Genomic DNA, 18,191 nt, shown 5'->3' with positions numbered 1-18,191 from the left:
ATTCCTTGATTAAAGTTGAGAGCATCTATAATACTGTTTAACAGATAAAAAAGAGGAATAAATATCCAATCTAAGAAGGACTCTTCTCCTCTTTTTTGGGTACTATTAAGTGAAACGACTTCTTAAATAGTTCATCGCCAGAAAAGATGAATACAGACAAAACAAAATTACCGAATTCTGGTTTAATTGGATAGAGTCGTGAAGTTCATTATTTCCTCAGAGAATCTCTTAGTAAGGCTTCTAAATAAGCTACATCCGTTATGTTTTTATTGCATTCATGACTATCTGTACAAATAAGATTGCCGATAGATCTGAAATAATCTGGATTGTTTTGCTGTCTCTCTTTAGTTTTTGTTGTAAAAAATGTGACATCCGCCTGACTATTACATATTGAACACATATTTTTCTTTGAGGATGGGGAAAATGCACACTCAATCCCGACTAATTGCTCATCAAGCTCATAAAGTAAGTACTTCTTATTAGATCTACTGTCAATCCAACTTAAGTATGTGACACTTTTCAAGTCAATTCCGTTCAAATCAGGCAGTTTCAATTTTTTGCTTTTTGGGAACAATTTCTTCAGCTGCTGGTCTGTCACTGTCGGAAATGGCAAACGGTATGCATCCAGCTCTTTTATGGCTTGATCGTATTCTTCTACCGTCTTTAGACTTGAAAAATCCAATATTCTTTTTTGTTCTAGAGTTAAATTTGGAATGCAGTTCATGATTTTTTCATTTGATAAATCATAAACAGAAGCGAGTACCCCAGGAGGGATATGTTGCTTCGTATTATCTTTAATGAATTCCACTTGTTTACAGATATAATTGAAATGCTCATTTTTTATAAATTTCTCCATCATTTCTCACCGCTCCTAAAATTCAGCTTATGGTTCACTACACATAGTCTATCGGATTCCCTATTGAACAACTAGAGCGAGAATCAGTTAGAAACGTTTTGTACATAAAAACCCCCGTGTTGTTTCACAATTCACACGAGGGACATTCAAAACTTATTTTTTTTGATGAGAATAGACAATCTTTTTAATGGTCTCAACAGAGAGATAATGCTCCTGAGCTAGATCCTCCAAGCAAGTTCCTTTTTTATACGAATCTCGAATCGTTGCATTGCGGAGATTTAATCGCCGCCTGCTGCCACTAGAAGCTCCCCATTTTTCATACTCATTTTCAAGTTTAGGAATATATAGCGTTTCCCCATGCACATATTTTTGGATTTCAATAATAAGCTGTTCAGGTAAAACGTGCTGTGCGTTCATATACGTCATTTTCACTCGCTCCTTATTGTAATTTCGAATAAGAGAGCAAAGCCAATTCATCAAAAAGCCAATAGCGATAAAAATTATCTTATTCGCCCCATACAAAGTATCGCCTTCCTAATTACTGGCTTTGCATGAGTGAGTGAAGTATCAGACAATCGTAGACGATTCTCCAACTATAAGCACCTCCTTTTTAGAGACTACAAGGGATTTTCTTCTCCCTACTAGTTTACATCGTACCATGTAATCCATCAGGCGGGCACAAACATTTGTGCACAAAAAAAGTTGAAAAGCAAAATAATTATAACTTAGTTTTTCGAAGTCGCATCGTTTTGACTTTGGAAAGAATAGAAAGAGTTGATCATTTCACTGTATGAGTAAGAAACTGCTGAACTTTTTGTTTGTATTCTTCAGGTTGTGACGCGTACGACTCACCATGATTGGCACCATCAACTAAAAAGAGCTCCGAACTACTGGAAGTATTTTGATACAACTCAATGGCATTTTGAAACGGTACGAAGGTGTCCGCTTTTCCATGGATGTACAATATCGGTACCTCAGTTTTCCGCACAGCTTTAAGAGAACTCGCTTCCTTGAACAAATAGCCAGCTCGCATCTTAGTTACTAGACTGGTGCTATCCAATAAAGGGAATGCAGGAAGATGAAACATGCGCTTCATTTGATATGCGAATAATTGGTAGACCGATCCATATGGGCTATCTGCCACAATTGCTTTCACTTGTGAGGGTAACTCTCTTTCCCCACTCGCCATGAGCACTGTTGCTGCACCCATTGATAATCCATGATAGACGACTTCTGTGTCAGTACCGAGTTTCTCCACTAACGCGTTTGTCCAATCAATCAAGTCCAAGCGGTCCGGCCATCCAAAACCATAATAATCCCCTTCACTCTTTCCATGACCTCGTGCATCTGGCATGAAGATGTTATATCCTAATTCTTGGTAATAGAAAATCCCGAACAACCCCATTTGCTTCGCATTCCCTAAATAGCCGTGCGTCAAAATGACAAGCTTATCTGTCGGCATCGCAGCCGGTAAAAAGTACCCTGACAATTTTAATCCATCTCGTGATTCTAGTGTTAGTTCTTCAAAGTTTTGATCGTGAACCCAGTCAATCCAATCGCCATTTACATATAAATCCATTGTTTCATCAGCGACCTCTAAGTCAGCATTATTTTGCAAGAAATCTTTCGGTCCTCTCTTAATCGCAAGGTCATAAAAAAATACCCCACCAATGACTTGGATACAGATAAACACAATGACCACTAGTAGCAAAACTCGTTTCCAATTTCTTTTCATCTTCTTCATTCAATAACCCTCAGTTCGTCATTATCTTTCTAACTATTAGTATACAGGAATCAGAATGAGAGTATGTTGACAAATCTATAGAATATATGGATATAAATCCCTGTTGAACTCGGCGGTAAAATCAGAATTACTTATGTGAGTAAAGGGAACGTATTTTTAAGAAGATAGAGAAGGCAACTACTAATGCTACTATTTGTAACTTAAATATTGAAGGATGGCATATACGAAAAAAACCACAATCAAAGAGTCTTGCGTGTAAAGAAACAGTCGTTCCCAAGTTTTCACTCTATTATAGTTTCTGTGTGGTAGTGTTCTTCAGTTCACTGCCAGTAAGAATTTCATATTCTAGTAGGCTAAGTTTATGGGAAAATCTTTTCGAGAGCGTGAACCGTTGAAATCAATCTACGCTCTGTCATGATATTATTCCCAAATGGTTGTATGAGGTCCATCATCCTATGTAATCGAGACCAATTTCCTGGTGTAAGATATCCTGTACCCATACCCCCACTCTTCATAATAGGGTCATCCTTTATCCGTAAGGTAACCAAAATTCCAATATGTTTTAGCGTATGATTCCCCTCATTTTGGTAGCAATATCAATTATCTGACAAGGGATTTGATTGATGATTTCTTTAGATTTTTCTTCTACTCCTATCTATGACAGGTCGGATTATAAAAGTAATCTTTCATTATCATTTCCTGGGAAATTGTGATAAAAGAAAACACACAATTTGTTACAATGAGTATGAGCTATCAAACTGATAATAAGCATTTGTGAAACTCCTGCAGTGTTCATGGAAAGTATATATTACATCAAGTTGAGCTGAAAACCAAAGTATTCTACGCAAAAATTATAGACTGGAAGTGGACCCGATGAAGTTTTTCTCGATGTTCGTGATGATTGCAACCGTACTGTTTTTCTTGGTGGGCTGTTCTTCCGCCTCAACAGGGAATCCAACAGCAAAAGACATTTTAAAAGGGAATAAAGAAGTGGATATTATAAAAGTCGGTAGTCTTATCTATACGAAAAACAACAATTCAGTAACCGAGTCTACGTATGACCTCTCTAAGCTGTTTAAAATTGGGGAAATAAAAAAGCAAACTACTAGTACATTGTTCTTTCAAGATTTTTATGCAAGTCAATTGCCAAAAGGCACGGAAGTATTTTCTACTGAAGAGTACAAACTTGGAAGAACTCCCTATGTACTAGTTGTAATAAATTCAGATGAATACATAGAATATTATGCTTTAATAGAAGGATAATCGTGTATTTGGTTGCAATGTGCTGTTGATCCTAGTTAGTTCCTTGCAGTGTTTCTGTTTCTACTAGTTATTATTCAAATGACGGATGTGCCCACCACTCATCCGCAACAACTGGTAAGTTTTCTTCCTTAAAATTTCTCCTGTCTTCATTTAATCGTTTTACTGTAGAAGCTGTATACTTAGATTTAATGACGTAACGATTAGAAGTATTCCCATAATTATCAACAAATGGATATTTTATATTCACTGAAATAGAATCGATATTTATACCGAGTTCTTTAATAGCATACACGGCATCACGAACTGTAAGTTGAATGCTTTTAATTGTCATTTTTTCAGAGAGATTCTCTTTTCCTTTGTATTCAATTTCCAAAGAATAGGGTTCTTTACTATTTAGCCCCTCCACGTGAACCAAATCACCAAACTTGGTGTCTTTCAAAGCGGATTCCACTATTTTTTGACGCGTTTCAAAGTTTTTCTCATTAACAACGTTCCCTGCTTTTAATTGCTCCGCCATTACCTCTTGTTTAGTCGATTTTCCATTATTTAAACCTTCGTGATTTCCACATGCCGCAAGTAGCAATGAACACATACCTATGAAAAACAATCGTCTCATGCTGATTCCCCTCCCTATTCTTACAGAATGGCTCAAGTGTCCAATCTTCATACAGCCAGTTTAAACAAATACCTGACAATCGGAATGAACCACATTCTTACATATAATAAGTAATGATCTTTTCACGACTGCTCTTCCCTATAGACAACAAAACATCCGATGCAGCACACCCTCATAATCGGTGTGCTGCATCGGATGCTCATCTAATTGCTTACTTCCATTCATTCAAAAAAACAGGATACACCAGCTGATAATTTCTTTTACTTTCACTTCCTACGAACACGACTCTTCACGTAAGAAATGATTGGGGGTAGAATCGATAACACAATGACGGCCATGATGATTGTGGAGAAATTGTCTTTAACAAATGGAATATTTCCGAATAGGTATCCGACAATTGTGAATAGCCCAACCCAAAGTGCTGCGCCTAAAATATTGTATGTGAGGAAATATCGATAATCCATTCGGCTAGAGCCAGCGATGAAAGGAATAAACGTTCGGATGAATGGCATGAATCGAGCAATTACAATTGTTTTCCCGCCATGCTTGTTAAAGAACTTTTCTGCCTGGTCGACTTTTTCCTGTTTGACCAAACGCCCGATCCATCGATTTTGCGTAATCGTGGTTCCTAGTGTTTTCCCAATATGATAATTGACAGTATCACCAATAACTGCGGCCGCAAAGAATACAAAGATTAATAAGCCGAGATTAAATGCGTTCTTAGCTGCTGCGAGAGCACCCGCTGCGAACAGAAGAGAGTCACCTGGTAGAAACGGAAAGATGACAATTCCTGTTTCTACGAAGACAATCAGAAAAAGTATGACATAGGACCAAGTTCCAAAATTCCTTATGATTTCATTTAAGTGTTCGTCGATGTGTAAGATAAAACTGATAATATTGTGAATGAATAACATGTGGATGCTCACTTTCGAAATTTATATAGTCTTACTTTTTCTCTAGCTACTTATTTCAGTAGAAACTAGTAACCTTCATTATCATACGTTAATTTTGTGGAATTGTCTTGAAAAAGTAGGTCGAGTTCCGAAAATTAAAGGAAACTACCGAAAGACCTCACATAGCTGAACTTCCTCGAAATTCATTTACTCTTATCATTTATCCAGTCACCCTTCATTCGAAAGCTATTGTCATAGAACCCCAAAAGAAACCAGTTTAGCTACCAATGAAATGTAGTCAAACTGGTTTCTTCATGATATGAAATTTTTGTGTAGTGATTTACTGTTCTCTAGTTTCCTAATTGATGAAGAGAATTTGTCCAAATTATATTGTTGCGGCACTACTAGGCAATCCCTAGTCGGAATGGGCTGAGTATTGTTTTCCACCTTCTGCCGAAAGTGCCCCTGTCGCGGGACAGAGCTGTGCCGCGCCTCTGTGATTATTAGTATATGAAATGTCTCCACGAATTATACGTTGTCATAGTAACAATTTATTATGCGTATTGTCAGTGTAAAGAAATCTAAGGAAAGGAAGGCATGGATTGATTCATACAAAAAGTACATTGCTAACAAAAGAGGAGTTAGAAACGAGGACGGACTTACCAAAGTGGTTACTTCGTGAGTACAAAACGTTTAAGAATACTGTAACAGATAAGACGTTTCCTTGCTATTTCGGTATAAATGGTCAGCTGAAAGGTGAATTGCGTTATGCATATATTACACAAAGAGATTGGAGTAATCTCCCCCAAGCACTCATTGACTTCTTGAAACTCTTTGCAGATCCGAACCATAAAAGACATGGATTATTTGTTTTCGTTGAGCCATTTTCAACAGAACGAACACTTGAAGATTATCGCAAACAGTTTTGGGAAATCCTTCAATACCTACATGAAGTTGATGAAGTCGAGTGGCCAATCGACAGTCCTCGTGATCCTGACCATCATTTGTGGGATTTCCGATTCCACGGTGAACCCATTTTCGCATTTGGTAATTCCCCCTCATACAAGCAACGAAAGACCCGTGACCTCGGGAACGCAATGGTGATTGGATTTCAGCCACGCAAAATCTTCAAAGGCTTAAAAGGAACTGAACAAGGTGGGATCATGTCACGGGAAAAAGTTCGTGAACGAGTGGAAGCTTGGGATCATTTGCCGAAACACCCCGATATTAGCCATTTTGGCGACCCAGAGCATAATGAGTGGAAACAATTCTTCATCGGTGATGATAGTGAACCCATTCAAGGGAAGTGCCCTTTCACGCATAAGGAAATTAGAAGAGAGCCGTCCTGAGGGGCGGCTTTTCTATCTCTCTACTAGCATACAGAAGTAAGGATTTTTGAATTAAGTTATCTTGCAGTAACAACAAAACTGTTCAATGAAAGTTCTTCGTGTTGAGGATCATTCATTAACTCATAATAACTTGATAAGAAGGATTCCATTTGAGAAGCAGCTTGTATGAACTCTGTTCGGATACTATTTGCATAATCCTTTTCCCACTTGGCATCAGGTAGAAATGTCGCATCCACTGTTGTTTGTTTTTCAATTTGGAATCCTGCTTGTTCAAGTAGATGCAGGATTTGGGATTTGTTAAATAGATTTTGCACATTACTCTCATTCTCTACAAATTGGGAGTAGAGGGCAAGTATCGATACAGCAACGAAGTGAGTTCGTTGTGTCATTTCTGTAAATTGAAGATCCCATTCTGCAAAACAAATTCGTTTTGTCATTCCACGAAGTCTTTTGAGAAAGCTATGAAGTTCAACGGGGTCTTTAAAGTACCAGGAGCAGTGAGAGAATACAGCAACATCGAAAGGAACTGTAACTTCAAAATCAGTAAATTCTGTATCCAAGTGAAACGTTATTCGTTCTCCTAAAGTGGAGTGCAAAATATGGTCCGTTGCTTCGCCTAAGGTGAATGGTGCTCCGTAATCTCGGCTGGCGTTGTCGATTGCGACTACTTTCCCGTTTTCGCCTATTACATGAGCAATTGCCATTGTTGTATCGCCTTGCCCACATCCTATTTCTAAGATTCTGCCACCTTTAGGAAGATTGAATGCTTTCACTAGACTCAAACGATGTTGTAATTGGATTTGCTGAATTTCATCGTCTTCGTATAGTTTATGTTCATTTAAAAAGTCCTTTGTTTTTTTATTTAATTGATATGCTGTCATTTGTTTTCCCCCAGAACCTAAGTTTGTACTGCTTGTTGTTTTGTAGAATTTGCCATTTGCACTCTATAGAACATGCTTGTACCCGAACTCACACCCAGTCATTTTATTTTCTCAAGTGATTTTCATAGTGGATTTTGATTTCTATTCCGTTTAAAGAACTTCTTGAAAGATTCATTACGTTGTAGGAGAGTAAAATAGAGAATTCGTTATAAAAAAATGAAATGCTGGCGTTTAATAGTTCACCAGCATCCCGTTTTATCTACAAGCTTTAAAATCAACTTAGTTTCATGGCTTTGCAGCAAGTTCGAATATTTTCTTTGAAAGTGTTGGATCCTTTTGGCCAAGTACGAAGTCTCCAATTTTTCCTTCTTTCGTTGAAAAAATTGCTCTTCCTTCTAGTTCGTGCTGAGAAGGTTCTTCACCAGGTGATAATAATTCAACTATAGCTGTAAATTGATACTGATTACTCGCAGTATCAATTTCACTTTGCTTCACTTCTGAATCTAAAAGTCTTATTTGGTACTCTTCATCAAAAACGAACTGGGAATGGTATTGAAAGAGCATATTTGTACTTCGAGCTCTTTCTATGCCTTCATCAGTAAAATAAGGTTGATATTTTTCTTTCACATAACTTAAAAGTTTCATTTCATTCTCTTTTTGAATTACACTCTCTGGATCTTCTCGACCACCCATCGCCGCATCGGCCAAATGAATGTATTTCTCATCCGGACTATTTAATTCTTGTTGTAACACAGCTTCTACTGTTTGGATATTCTTTTTTACACTTGAAACTGTTGTTTCAGCTTCAGCTACGACTCCACTTTTTTTTCCTTCATTTGCTTCGCCTTGTTGTGTACATCCAGTAGCAATCACACAAGCCAATGCTAAGGTTGTTACTAAAGATATTCTTTTTTTAGTGAATTGACCTTTCATCGCAAACCCTCTCTCTTGTTTGGTATGCTCTGCGAATGTAAATTAGTTCCTTTAGATATATGTACGTATTATTGTGAGATTAGTTTCAATTTTCTATGGTTCGGAACAAAAAAAACAAGCCATGCGCTAAATAGCACACGGCTTGTTTATTATAATTCAACAACCCAAGTCACAAAAATAATGACAATGGCTGCTGGAACAATATATCGCACAAGGACTTTCCATATTTTATGGAGAGTCGAATTCATATCTAATTCGTCTGCAGTGTCTTTCTGACTTAGCACATATCCTGCGAAGATTGAGACTGCAAGTGCTCCTAACGGCATAGCAATTCGACTTGTGAGAAGATCAGCGAAATCAAATACTGAACTGCCAAAGATTTTAATATCCCCGAGAATGCCAAATGATAACGCACTCGGAATTCCCACTAAGAAAATTAATCCACCAAATGTCCATGCTGCTCGTCGTCGTCGATCGTGTTTCTTACGGATTCCTGTGGAAACGACTATTTCAAGCATCGCAATTGCTGAAGTCAAGGTCGCAAACAACATTAATATGAAGAATACAATTAAGAAAAATCCGCCAAATGGAATTTGATTAAAAATTGCTGGTAGCACTACAAAAATAAGTCCCGGACCTTCAGTTGGTGACTGGCCAAGCGCAAACACTGCAGGGAAAATAACAATTCCTGCGAGCAAAGAAATGACAATATTCAATATCGACACATTTAGAGCAGATTGACCAAGGCGTTCTTCTCTATGTAAGTAGGAAGCATAGGTCATCATCGCTGTTACACCTACGCTCAGAGAGAAGAATGCTTGACCAAGTGCCATGAGAATCGTTTTCCCCGTCAAGTAGCTCCAGTCTGGTACGAACAAGAAGCGTATCCCTTCCATTGCGCCATCAAGTGTCAGTGAACGTACAGCGAGTAAAATGAAAAAGATGAACAGCAATGGCATCATCCATCGACTTGCACGCTCAATGCCACCTCTTATTCCACTCTGTACGATCCAAACCGTAATCGCCAGGAACGCTGCCTGCGCAATTAGCACTTCCATTGGATCTGCAATAATATCGTTAAATAATCCGCCATAGTCGGCCCCAGATAGTCCACCCGTCAAAGAACGAGCGAGATATGATAAGATCCAGCCTCCAACAACGCTATAAAACGATAAAATGATGAAAGATGCAATTAGCCCCATCCATCCGACCCAGTTCCAGTTCCGGCCTTTCGATAACTTCTCAAGCGACGTGACGACATCTGCCTGTCCACGTCTACCAATAACAAATTCCGCTAGTAAAATCGGTAATCCAATCAACAGTGTACTCACTATGAATAGCAGAACAAACACGCTACCGCCATTCATCCCCGCCATATAAGGGAATTTCCATATAGCACCCAGACCAATTGCGCTTCCCGCTGCTGCTAATATGAATCCAATTTTAGATGTCCATTGTTCCCGTTCCCTCATCTTTCAAACCTCGTTTCAAGCAAACCAAAAAGTTTACAATTCATTAAGTTGTTTCAGTTCGCCTGTCACGGCATCTATACATTCCTCAGAATCCAGCAATCCACATAATTTGTATGTTCCCGCGTATTGATGGTAGACATATTTAGGTTCAAGTGTAATATACGTAACCATTTTTTCAAAGGCTTCTTCCTGAGAAACCGTTTCGACACGAGGTTGTGTAAATCCTTCAAACAGTTGTGCCATTTCGCTTGAATCCATGAAATTCATCACTTCATATGTATCCTTGTTGAGCATGATCAAAAGTTTCCTGCGAAGTGGACCTGCAATTTCACCTAATTTACGGCAAACGACCTCTATATTTCCGGGCTGCTGCATAATGCGATAGGCTTCCCATTCGCCTGATTCTTCAGGAATCTGAGAAGACAAAAATTTAGTTGCAGATTGTAGACAGTGTTTAACCGCATCATCCGATAACACATTACCAGGATTGCTTAGAATTGAAAAAGCTTCTTCAGAACTCAATTCACAGCTGAATGGCTGAATACGTATTCTTTCATACTGATAGGTTGAAACAGATTCCCACCGTAAAACAATTCTTGGGAAGTACGCACTCTGTTCTTCAGAAAAGTAAGGTAAGACCGTACCATCTTGTGCGATAAACACTTCATCAATAGCATAGTAATCTGCAAAGCGTTCCTCATCCTCAATTGGCAATCGAATTGCAGTAAGCTGCTGTCTTACAAGCGGCTCTATTGCTTCAAGTGTCATGGAAAAAAAAACTTCGTCGAAATCATTAGATGCAAGAAGAGGCAACATACAATGAATGATTCTTCCCGACTCATCCCATTCAAGTTCTAAAAAACCGTCAGTTTGTACAGGAACATCATTATGTACAACGAGACCTTCGATTCCATTTCCGGTACGATTAGTCAAAACAAAATCGTTACCAGCACGTAATCCTGTATGCTGATGCGACCATTTTAAAAATGCTTCTTCACTTGAAGCAATAGGATCAGCAAAAGACTTCTCTCCTTGGGTAATCGCAAGTCGCAATTGCTGAAAACGCAGTGAATATCTAGTTGAAACCGTTCCTTCTGGAAGGATGTCGTCATCTAAAGGTGCCTCTGTTGCTGGAGGAAGCCAGTCTGCCGTCAGCAGGATATCAAATCCGCCAAAAGCAGACACTTCTTGTGAAAGTGAGTGTGTATGAAGAACAAATTGCTTAAGTCCAAGCATTACTTTCAATTCTTCTAGCACAGTTTCTATTCGTTGGTCCAAAGTGCTCGCCCCCTTGTATTACTCGAAAAAGACTTTATCTGTGTTGTATTTAGCGCGCATTGTGTTAATGATATACGTTTCGTAAATTTCTCGTTCCATTGCATCGTCTACAACGATAACAGCAATTTTATTTACTTCATCGCGATGTGGTTTTAATGGTGATACGTTGTCTTCCAAGTGCTTTTTCACTCGGGGACGTAGCTTTCGTGCTTTCCCAACAAATAGCAATTCATCTTGTTTGTTGTAGAACAAAATAATTCCGCCTTTGTCTCGTGGTATTTCGTGTAAGTCCACAAATCCACAAATCGGTTTGATTGGAACGATATTTGCAGATACTTTTTGGAGCCGTTGTTCAATTTTTACATCAATTTCAGGAATAGTTATAGAAATCATTCATGTCACGTCCTATCTAGTTTTGTTATAAATCCTACCACAGATTGGTCCAGAATGCGATTTGTCAATCTATTGCGACGAAAAAACCGTCCTTTTAACAGGACGGTTTTATGACGGGTGTTACTTTTCGAATACTTCGTGTAGCACTTTATCCGGTATCGAATTGTTCAAGTTTTTATGGATTACGCTTTTTGGTTTTTTGCTGAGAGCCGATGCAAATGATTGTGATGACTCTGCTTCTCCAACGACATGGATTTCATCCCAATTCCGTTCTTTCTTCATTTTTTCCACATCTGCTGCCATAGATTTATAAAAACGCTCTAAGTTTTCTTTCATACGCTGGTCAAAATCATCGGACTGGCTGCCACCTGTACCTCTATTTCCAGATGGATTCATATCATTTTGTTCACGCCATACATCTAATCCAGAATCAAAATTGTAAACCAGATCATCTGCCACAAATCCCATCGCTGTATCTATAATGCGAACGCTCCCTATACTCGGCATGATGATTCCTGAGTTAGGATATGCTTTTAACATGTAATACAGTTCTTCAATAACTGGATGGTTTTCCCAATGAAAACTTGTTTTGACCGCAATTTGTACGTAGTGAACGGACCATAAATCCGGGTCTTCCGCTGCAAAAATAACGACTCCCTTTTTTAAGTCGTTGTGATTTTTTTCAATTTCTTCGGTTACACGTGCTTTAGCTTTTTTAAATGCTGCAAGTTCTTTGTCATTCGAAGCTTCTAAATATTCCTCTAATCGCTTTAATCCGGATTTTAAGTGGATCTTCCAAGCCCCTTTTTGCTGATCTGGATCAGCTGGATTCGTATTTAAATAAACACTTAATACACACCGGTCCTCGCAATGGTAATCTTTCAGAGTCTGAAGTTCTTCACTTAATGTCATTAATGCTTCGACCTCCTCATGATCTGCTTCTCTATGTGTGATACCCTTATACTGAAAAATTAAACGAAATAAAAATTATGAAAAATACGGAAATTCAATTGTTTCTTTAAATATACAAGTTCCTTTAGAGAACGTGTATCTTCAGTTTGAAAGCTTGTTTTAAAACTGCGGTGAATGCTATACTTTTACATACACAAATTGCAGACAGGTGATGATTGAATGAATTACGATGTATTCCTTTTCGATTTAGATGATACACTTCTAGAGTTTGACACAAGTGAGCAAAATGCATTTCGGAACGCTTTTATTGAAGCTGGTCTTGAAGAAGGTCTCGATGCATACCGAACAGAATATAGAGCTATCAGTAAGGTACTATGGAGACAATTAGAAGAAGGCTCAACGACTATGGAAGAACTGAATGTTAGTCGTTTCAGTCAATTATTTGATAAATTTGGTATTGAGCTTGATCCTGTTAGCTTTTCAGAAACTTATTTAACGTTGCTTGGTAAAGAAGCTCATCTAATAGATGGTGTCATCGACATGTTGGACAGCTTAGGAGATGTACGGCTTGCGATTGTGACGAATGGCTTTATCAAAGCTCAAATTGCTCGCGTTGCTTGTTCTGCGTTGAATAATCGCTTTGAAACGATTGTGTCGTCTGATGAAGCGGGCTTCCAGAAACCACGTGCTGAAATTTTTCAAGAGGCCATGAATCGTCTGGGCGTAACGGATAAGTCCCGTGTTTTGATGACAGGAGATTCCCTTACTTCCGATATTCGCGGAGGTAACAACTTTGGTGTCGACACTTGTTGGTATAACCCAAATGGTTTGGAAAATACAACTGATAGCAAACCAACGCACGAAATTAGAAATTGGGCAGAATTTAGGGTTATAGAAAAAGCCACATTTTGATTGCAAAATAGCTGCTAGATGTCAGGTTTTCTGATGTCTAATGGCTATTTTTTTGTTGGGTTTTGCAGACGAATATTGGAGTTATTGCCACTTTTCGAAGTGTATGGAGTTAAGGTGATTTTTAAGTCTGGCCTGTGATTATTTAGCGGAGCGCTACCAATTAATCCTTTGCATCTTGTTGAATTGTGTCTCGTTATCGAGAAACTTTGCTAAGTGATGGAGAAATAAACAGAGGTGATCGAGTAATCCGTTGAAATGATTGAGAAACCTTCTGTAATGTCAGATAACCATCAGAATTTGTCGGAGAACGCTAGAAAACCCTGTTTCAACTGAGTAACTGTTTGAAACAAGCGAAGCGCTACCAATTATTCCCTTATATCTTTCTGGATCTTCCCCTTTTGTAGATTAATTTCCTCTTAGTGTCATTCCATTATAAATAGTTTCGATAATGACTTTTGTTAGGCCTCAATCCTATAATTATGAACTTCTACTACCATTTATGATCATTTTGAAAGTTTTATGAGCACTTTCTGAATCTTATGATCACTTTTCAAGCTTTATGAGCATTTTCTCCACTTTATGATCATTCTCCGAGATATATGAGCACTTTCTGTGTTTTATGATCACATTCCATGATTTATGAGCACAGTCAATAATTTCTGAGTAAATTACAAGCCCACGTTTGTTACAGTTAATTACCTAACGACAGACATCAAACACCTTTCATAGACAAATAACCCCCATACTCACTCGAAGTATGGGGTGGTAATATTATGCGTTCGTTTTCATTGCTGCATATTCTGTGATTCCATTGTAATAACGGTTTAGTGAAGATGGAGAAACCTCAAATTCATCGGCAATGGCTTTTACCGTAAGTTCAAGGGGTTCAAACAATGCGTTTTCTTGGCCGTAACGAATGGCACCTGCTGCTATGGCAACATCTTTACGCGCATTGGGTTGCTCCTCGACTAAGTAATCCTCAATCAATTCCATGAGTTCATCTGATTTACGATCATTGAGTTCTAGGAATGATGCAATCCTAGCGAGTACTCCCTGTTCAAAATCTGTGAACTCTTCCCCTTTATAACCATTTTCTGCTAGTTTTTCCCAAAGAGTAACTGAGTGATTCTTCATATACGTTTCCGTATCTTGATCTACATTTGCAAACTCAGTCACAAATTCATCAAATACTGAACTTTGGTCTACCGGGAAAAAGATCAGCGTCGATACTGCAAGCAACCCATCTGCACCTTCCGGAAGTGTGAAGCACCAGAGATGAACATCTTCGGGAACTGGCTTATCAGATTCTCTGCGTAATAAGACAGTCTGGTTATTTAACCGGTCATACACCGTCAAATAAGACTCTTCCGTTTTAATTACTTGTCCCAGTAACGTACGTGGTACCAGCCAACTCTCCAGGACCTTGATAACAGATGGACGGACAGCTTTTTTTAACTGCTTTTGCACAAAGCCTTCCCAAATATCGGTTCGATTATGGAAAAAGAATTCGTCTAGCGCAATTGCCTCGATCATTTCTTCCGAATATGCTGCGGAAAGTGGTAGTTTCCATTGGATGGCAAACTCGCGATAATCACCGAAGTCTTTTTGCTTTGGATATTCATCATAAAAAGATTGCAGAATTCGTTCCAATTCTTCTGCTTGTACAATTTCAACTGTTAGTTCTTCTTTGCCTGCACAACATTTCTTGTATTTCTTACCGCTTCCGCAAAGGCACGGATCATTTCTTCCAATCATCTTCAACACCTGCTTCTTTTTAAGCTGTTGTCCAGTTTACCACTTTTCTAAGATAGATGGAAGTTAGCTTTCACGTGTTAGTTCCTTTCATGCGCATTGACTACCTTGTTGTGACCAGTTTCCTTTGTATGAGACAAACATTCGTCTGCTACTTCAAGTCTATGTGCAAAATTAGTTTTCAAGGTCGTTTTCTCTAGAGTTAGTTGGTCAGCACGGCATCCTGCATAACGACTACTAACGAGTGTTAGTGCGATAGAAAGCCATACAATTGCTAGTAGCAAATGTTTTAAGGATATCTTCACACGGAACACCGCCCTTCCAACTAACTATGAATAATTACTCAAGTCTAATATTCCATTTTAGAAAAAGAAACAACATACACATTTACTTGTTTATTCAAAAAACTTTTGTTAAAAACGCCGTCTTTCCCCACTGTTTCAAAAAGTTTGTTGCTGATACTTCTCCACTAATGACGAGTGCATCTTTTTGCTCGTCAGACAAATCGAACTGGACAGCTGAAATCCCGTCTGTCGGAATGAATAAAACGTCTTTTTCAAGTCTTTTGGAGACGTGTTTTTCATCATGTGCATCTTTCATTGTCGTAAATAACGCTTCATAAAGTCCTAATCCATTACGGATTACTGTTTTTTTCTTGTCTGCGGGATTATGGCTTAGTTTCATGCCGACAATTGGGCGTGCATTTCCATCTTCAGGTTCATTGAATACCCATAGTGGAAAATTGCTAAGGACACCACCATCTACTGTTACAGAGTTTCCAGCTAATGAATGAAGAACGACCGGTTCAAAAAAGAAAGGAATACTTGTGCTCATTCTTAGTGCACGTGCCACAGGAAAGAAGTCTGGTCTTAAACCATACTCACCTAAATCATCAGGAAGTACGATTAGTTTTCCGTTCGTTAAGTCGGATACTATAATTTTTAAAGAGCCTTCGGGTAAGTCTGTAAATGTATACACCCCTTTTTCTGCTAGGATGTCGCTAAACCAATTTTCTAGAGCAGTTCCTTGGTACAGTCCCATGCGCCAATATAGTTGAAGCCATTTCATAAATGGAATTGGTATAAATGTCTTCCTTGCATCGAGAAGTTCTGGAAAGTTTTGTTGCTGCATAATCTGTTCCATTTCATGAGCTTTGTAGCCTGCAGCTAGCATCGCAGCGACAATCGCACCTGCGCTCGTTCCTACAGTGCGCTTAAATGTGTATCCTTTTTCTTCAAATACCTTACAAGCTCCCACTAATGCTAGCCCTTTTAATCCTCCACCAGAAAAGACGCCATCAATTTCCACTCATTCTCCACCTCTCTGCAGCTTATAGCTTACTGTAAGATACACTCCTTTCTTTTAGAACTAGATTACTTACTCTAGCCTACTTTCTATGAATTCTTATTGACATTGTTTGAGCGTGGTGGTATGATAACTAGGTTATAACAAGTTAGCTGATTCTTGAATACTGGCATTCTGCTGAATGTTTACCCATAATACGTATTCAAACTGGCGCGGCTATAGGGCCGCAAGGACGCAAAAGTAGGTAGGGTTTGCGTTGCTTATGTTAGGAAACAACTGCTGAACAACGACCGCGGCAATGATCGTTGTGAGTAATTACACAATTTTTGATTATAAAAAGAAATAACTTTTTTCTCATATTCAATAATCGGCTAGACAAAAAAACAAAGGGATGCCCCAACCGGGCGTCCCTTTTCCAATTCCTCTATTCTTCTTTATCTCCTATAAAAAATGCCAATGCAATCATTCCTAAAAATAACAAACCAAACAGAACGATTGTTACTTGATGGTTTCCAATTGCATCGTACAGTACGCCAATGACTAACGGAAAAATGCCACCGATGATATATCCTCCAGTTTGCATCATCGCTGTCCAAGAATTCGTTTCTACAGCATTTATTGTCTCATCTAGCGGTAATACGAGTGCGATTGGAAACATCCCCCCTAATGGAACGCCCATAAGTAGTGCACCTACCCATAGCAACGGGAGATTATCTGTCCAGAATAGCATGACTGCAACTAACCCTATTGAAAGAATAAATAACAGCCACATTTTACGACCTGGATACCGTTCCATCATTAGCGGGATTGTAATGTTCAAGACAATTTGAACTGCGGTCATGAGACTCACCAGTGTACCTGCCTGCACAAGCGTCATCCCTTTTTCAATTGCGATTGGCGCGAGCCAGATAACAATTGAGAAAAATCCTGCAGACTGCAATCCAAAGAACAGTAAGAACAACCAGGCTTTCTTGTTTTTCCAGGGAGAACGAACCACCTTGGATGATTCTTTGAATGTGTTTACTTGGTGTTGATGAACTACCAGCTGATCTGTACCTGATACTAGCCAAGCTACAATCCCCACTAAAGCTAATACAGCCCAAATACTAAGTGCAAATGAGTAGGATCCTGTTATCTCATAAAAGTATGCAGACAAACCTGTGCTTGCTGTGGCACCTGCCCCGAGACCGAACGAATAGATTCCAATGATTGGACCAGCTCGATGTGGAAAGTTTTGTTTGATCATTGCGGAGAGTAATGGTCCAGCAACCGCAATCGCAATACCAACTGCAATAGAAGAAACTAATAGCGTTGTATAAGTCGGTATGAATTCACGGAGGGCTGTCATCACACCAATAACTGCAACCATAAAAACCATAGTGGCATTCAATCCGAACCGCCGATTCAATACTGGTGCTAGCGAAGCGAACACGCCCATACATATAACAGGCAACGCTGTTAGCAAACTAACTTGTGCATTCGTCAATGATAACTGAACTCGGATTGTATCAAGGAGTGGACCAATGGATGTGATGGCTGGTCGCATATTGATAGACACTGCAAAAATAGCGAAAATCAGGAGCATTGTTTTTTTAGTAGTTAGAGAAATAGAATTCATAAGGATTCCTTTCT

General features: G+C 38.8%; 18 protein-coding genes. 3 read left to right on the top strand and 15 right to left on the bottom strand.

What is annotated here, in order from left to right; genetic code table 11:
* Window positions 1-208: 208 nt before the first annotated feature.
* The 4 genes from M3197_RS12110 to M3197_RS12095 all read right to left on the bottom strand — a co-directional run bounded on the left by M3197_RS12110 (window position 209) and on the right by M3197_RS12095 (window position 3,115).
* Window positions 209-859 (bottom strand): FusB/FusC family EF-G-binding protein, encoded by a 651-nt coding sequence (locus M3197_RS12110; RefSeq protein WP_251661834.1) that lies wholly within the window; start codon window positions 857-859, stop codon window positions 209-211.
* A gap of 150 nt (window positions 860-1,009) precedes the next feature.
* Window positions 1,010-1,282 carry a CD3324 family protein gene (locus M3197_RS12105; protein ID WP_251661833.1) on the bottom strand — a complete coding sequence of 91 codons (273 nt, stop codon included), beginning with the start codon at window positions 1,280-1,282 and terminating at the stop codon, window positions 1,010-1,012.
* A gap of 352 nt (window positions 1,283-1,634) precedes the next feature.
* Entirely contained in the window at window positions 1,635-2,600 is a 966-nt protein-coding gene (locus tag M3197_RS12100) for an alpha/beta hydrolase (RefSeq protein ID WP_251661832.1), read from the bottom strand.
* Window positions 2,601-2,959: 359 nt separating this feature from the next.
* Complete coding sequence (locus tag M3197_RS12095) at window positions 2,960-3,115, bottom strand: hypothetical protein (RefSeq protein WP_251661831.1); 156 nt, start codon at window positions 3,113-3,115, stop codon at window positions 2,960-2,962.
* A gap of 358 nt (window positions 3,116-3,473) precedes the next feature.
* Between M3197_RS12095 and M3197_RS12090 the strand changes: the two genes are divergently transcribed.
* Window positions 3,474-3,863 carry a hypothetical protein gene (locus M3197_RS12090; protein ID WP_251661830.1) on the top strand — a complete coding sequence of 130 codons (390 nt, stop codon included), beginning with the start codon at window positions 3,474-3,476 and terminating at the stop codon, window positions 3,861-3,863.
* A 70-nt stretch (window positions 3,864-3,933) separates the two neighbouring features.
* Here M3197_RS12090 and M3197_RS12085 read toward each other — a convergent pair whose 3' ends face one another.
* Together M3197_RS12085 and M3197_RS12080 are read right to left on the bottom strand one after the other, a co-directional pair.
* Window positions 3,934-4,479: a hypothetical protein gene (locus tag M3197_RS12085; protein WP_251661829.1), complete on the bottom strand. Its 546-nt coding sequence runs from the start codon at window positions 4,477-4,479 to the stop codon at window positions 3,934-3,936.
* 266 nt (window positions 4,480-4,745) lie between these two features.
* A complete protein-coding gene (locus tag M3197_RS12080) occupies window positions 4,746-5,393 on the bottom strand; it encodes a DedA family protein (protein ID WP_251661828.1) in 648 nt (215 codons plus the stop codon).
* Between the two features lie 581 nt (window positions 5,394-5,974).
* Here M3197_RS12080 and M3197_RS12075 point away from each other — a divergent pair.
* Window positions 5,975-6,721, top strand: coding sequence for a YqcI/YcgG family protein (locus M3197_RS12075; protein ID WP_251661827.1), 747 nt, complete (start codon window positions 5,975-5,977; stop codon window positions 6,719-6,721).
* Between the two features lie 56 nt (window positions 6,722-6,777).
* Here M3197_RS12075 and M3197_RS12070 read toward each other — a convergent pair whose 3' ends face one another.
* From M3197_RS12070 to M3197_RS12045, 6 genes are all read right to left on the bottom strand, one after another.
* Window positions 6,778-7,602 carry a class I SAM-dependent methyltransferase gene (locus M3197_RS12070; protein WP_251661826.1) on the bottom strand — a complete coding sequence of 275 codons (825 nt, stop codon included), beginning with the start codon at window positions 7,600-7,602 and terminating at the stop codon, window positions 6,778-6,780.
* A gap of 285 nt (window positions 7,603-7,887) precedes the next feature.
* The gene (locus tag M3197_RS12065) at window positions 7,888-8,535 is read right to left on the bottom strand and encodes a hypothetical protein (protein WP_251661825.1); all 648 of its coding nucleotides are present in this window, start codon (window positions 8,533-8,535) and stop codon (window positions 7,888-7,890) included.
* Between the two features lie 149 nt (window positions 8,536-8,684).
* A complete protein-coding gene (locus M3197_RS12060; RefSeq protein WP_251661824.1) occupies window positions 8,685-10,007 on the bottom strand; it encodes a sodium-dependent transporter in 1,323 nt (440 codons plus the stop codon).
* 33 nt (window positions 10,008-10,040) lie between these two features.
* Window positions 10,041-11,285, bottom strand: coding sequence for a hypothetical protein (locus M3197_RS12055; protein WP_251661823.1), 1,245 nt, complete (start codon window positions 11,283-11,285; stop codon window positions 10,041-10,043).
* An 18-nt stretch (window positions 11,286-11,303) separates the two neighbouring features.
* Window positions 11,304-11,678 carry a nucleotide excision repair endonuclease gene (locus M3197_RS12050; protein WP_251661822.1) on the bottom strand — a complete coding sequence of 125 codons (375 nt, stop codon included), beginning with the start codon at window positions 11,676-11,678 and terminating at the stop codon, window positions 11,304-11,306.
* A 120-nt stretch (window positions 11,679-11,798) separates the two neighbouring features.
* Window positions 11,799-12,590 (bottom strand): VLRF1 family aeRF1-type release factor, encoded by a 792-nt coding sequence (locus M3197_RS12045; RefSeq protein WP_251661821.1) that lies wholly within the window; start codon window positions 12,588-12,590, stop codon window positions 11,799-11,801.
* Window positions 12,591-12,809: 219 nt separating this feature from the next.
* Here M3197_RS12045 and M3197_RS12040 point away from each other — a divergent pair, with 219 nt between their 5' ends.
* Window positions 12,810-13,502: a YjjG family noncanonical pyrimidine nucleotidase gene (locus tag M3197_RS12040; RefSeq protein ID WP_251661820.1), complete on the top strand. Its 693-nt coding sequence runs from the start codon at window positions 12,810-12,812 to the stop codon at window positions 13,500-13,502.
* Between the two features lie 771 nt (window positions 13,503-14,273).
* Here M3197_RS12040 and M3197_RS12035 read toward each other — a convergent pair.
* From M3197_RS12035 to M3197_RS12025, 3 genes are all read right to left on the bottom strand, one after another.
* On the bottom strand, window positions 14,274-15,257 hold the full coding sequence (locus tag M3197_RS12035; RefSeq protein ID WP_251661819.1) for a YecA family protein: 984 nt from the start codon (window positions 15,255-15,257) through the stop codon (window positions 14,274-14,276).
* A 396-nt stretch (window positions 15,258-15,653) separates the two neighbouring features.
* Complete coding sequence (locus M3197_RS12030) at window positions 15,654-16,562, bottom strand: patatin-like phospholipase family protein (protein ID WP_251661818.1); 909 nt, start codon at window positions 16,560-16,562, stop codon at window positions 15,654-15,656.
* 421 nt (window positions 16,563-16,983) lie between these two features.
* Entirely contained in the window at window positions 16,984-18,177 is a 1,194-nt protein-coding gene (locus M3197_RS12025; RefSeq protein WP_251661817.1) for an MFS transporter, read from the bottom strand.
* Window positions 18,178-18,191: the final 14 nt, after the last annotated feature.

Source organism: Sporosarcina aquimarina (assembly GCF_023715615.1).
GTDB lineage: Bacteria > Bacillota > Bacilli > Bacillales_A > Planococcaceae > Sporosarcina > Sporosarcina aquimarina_A.
This window is presented reverse-complemented; position numbering and strand designations above follow the sequence as displayed.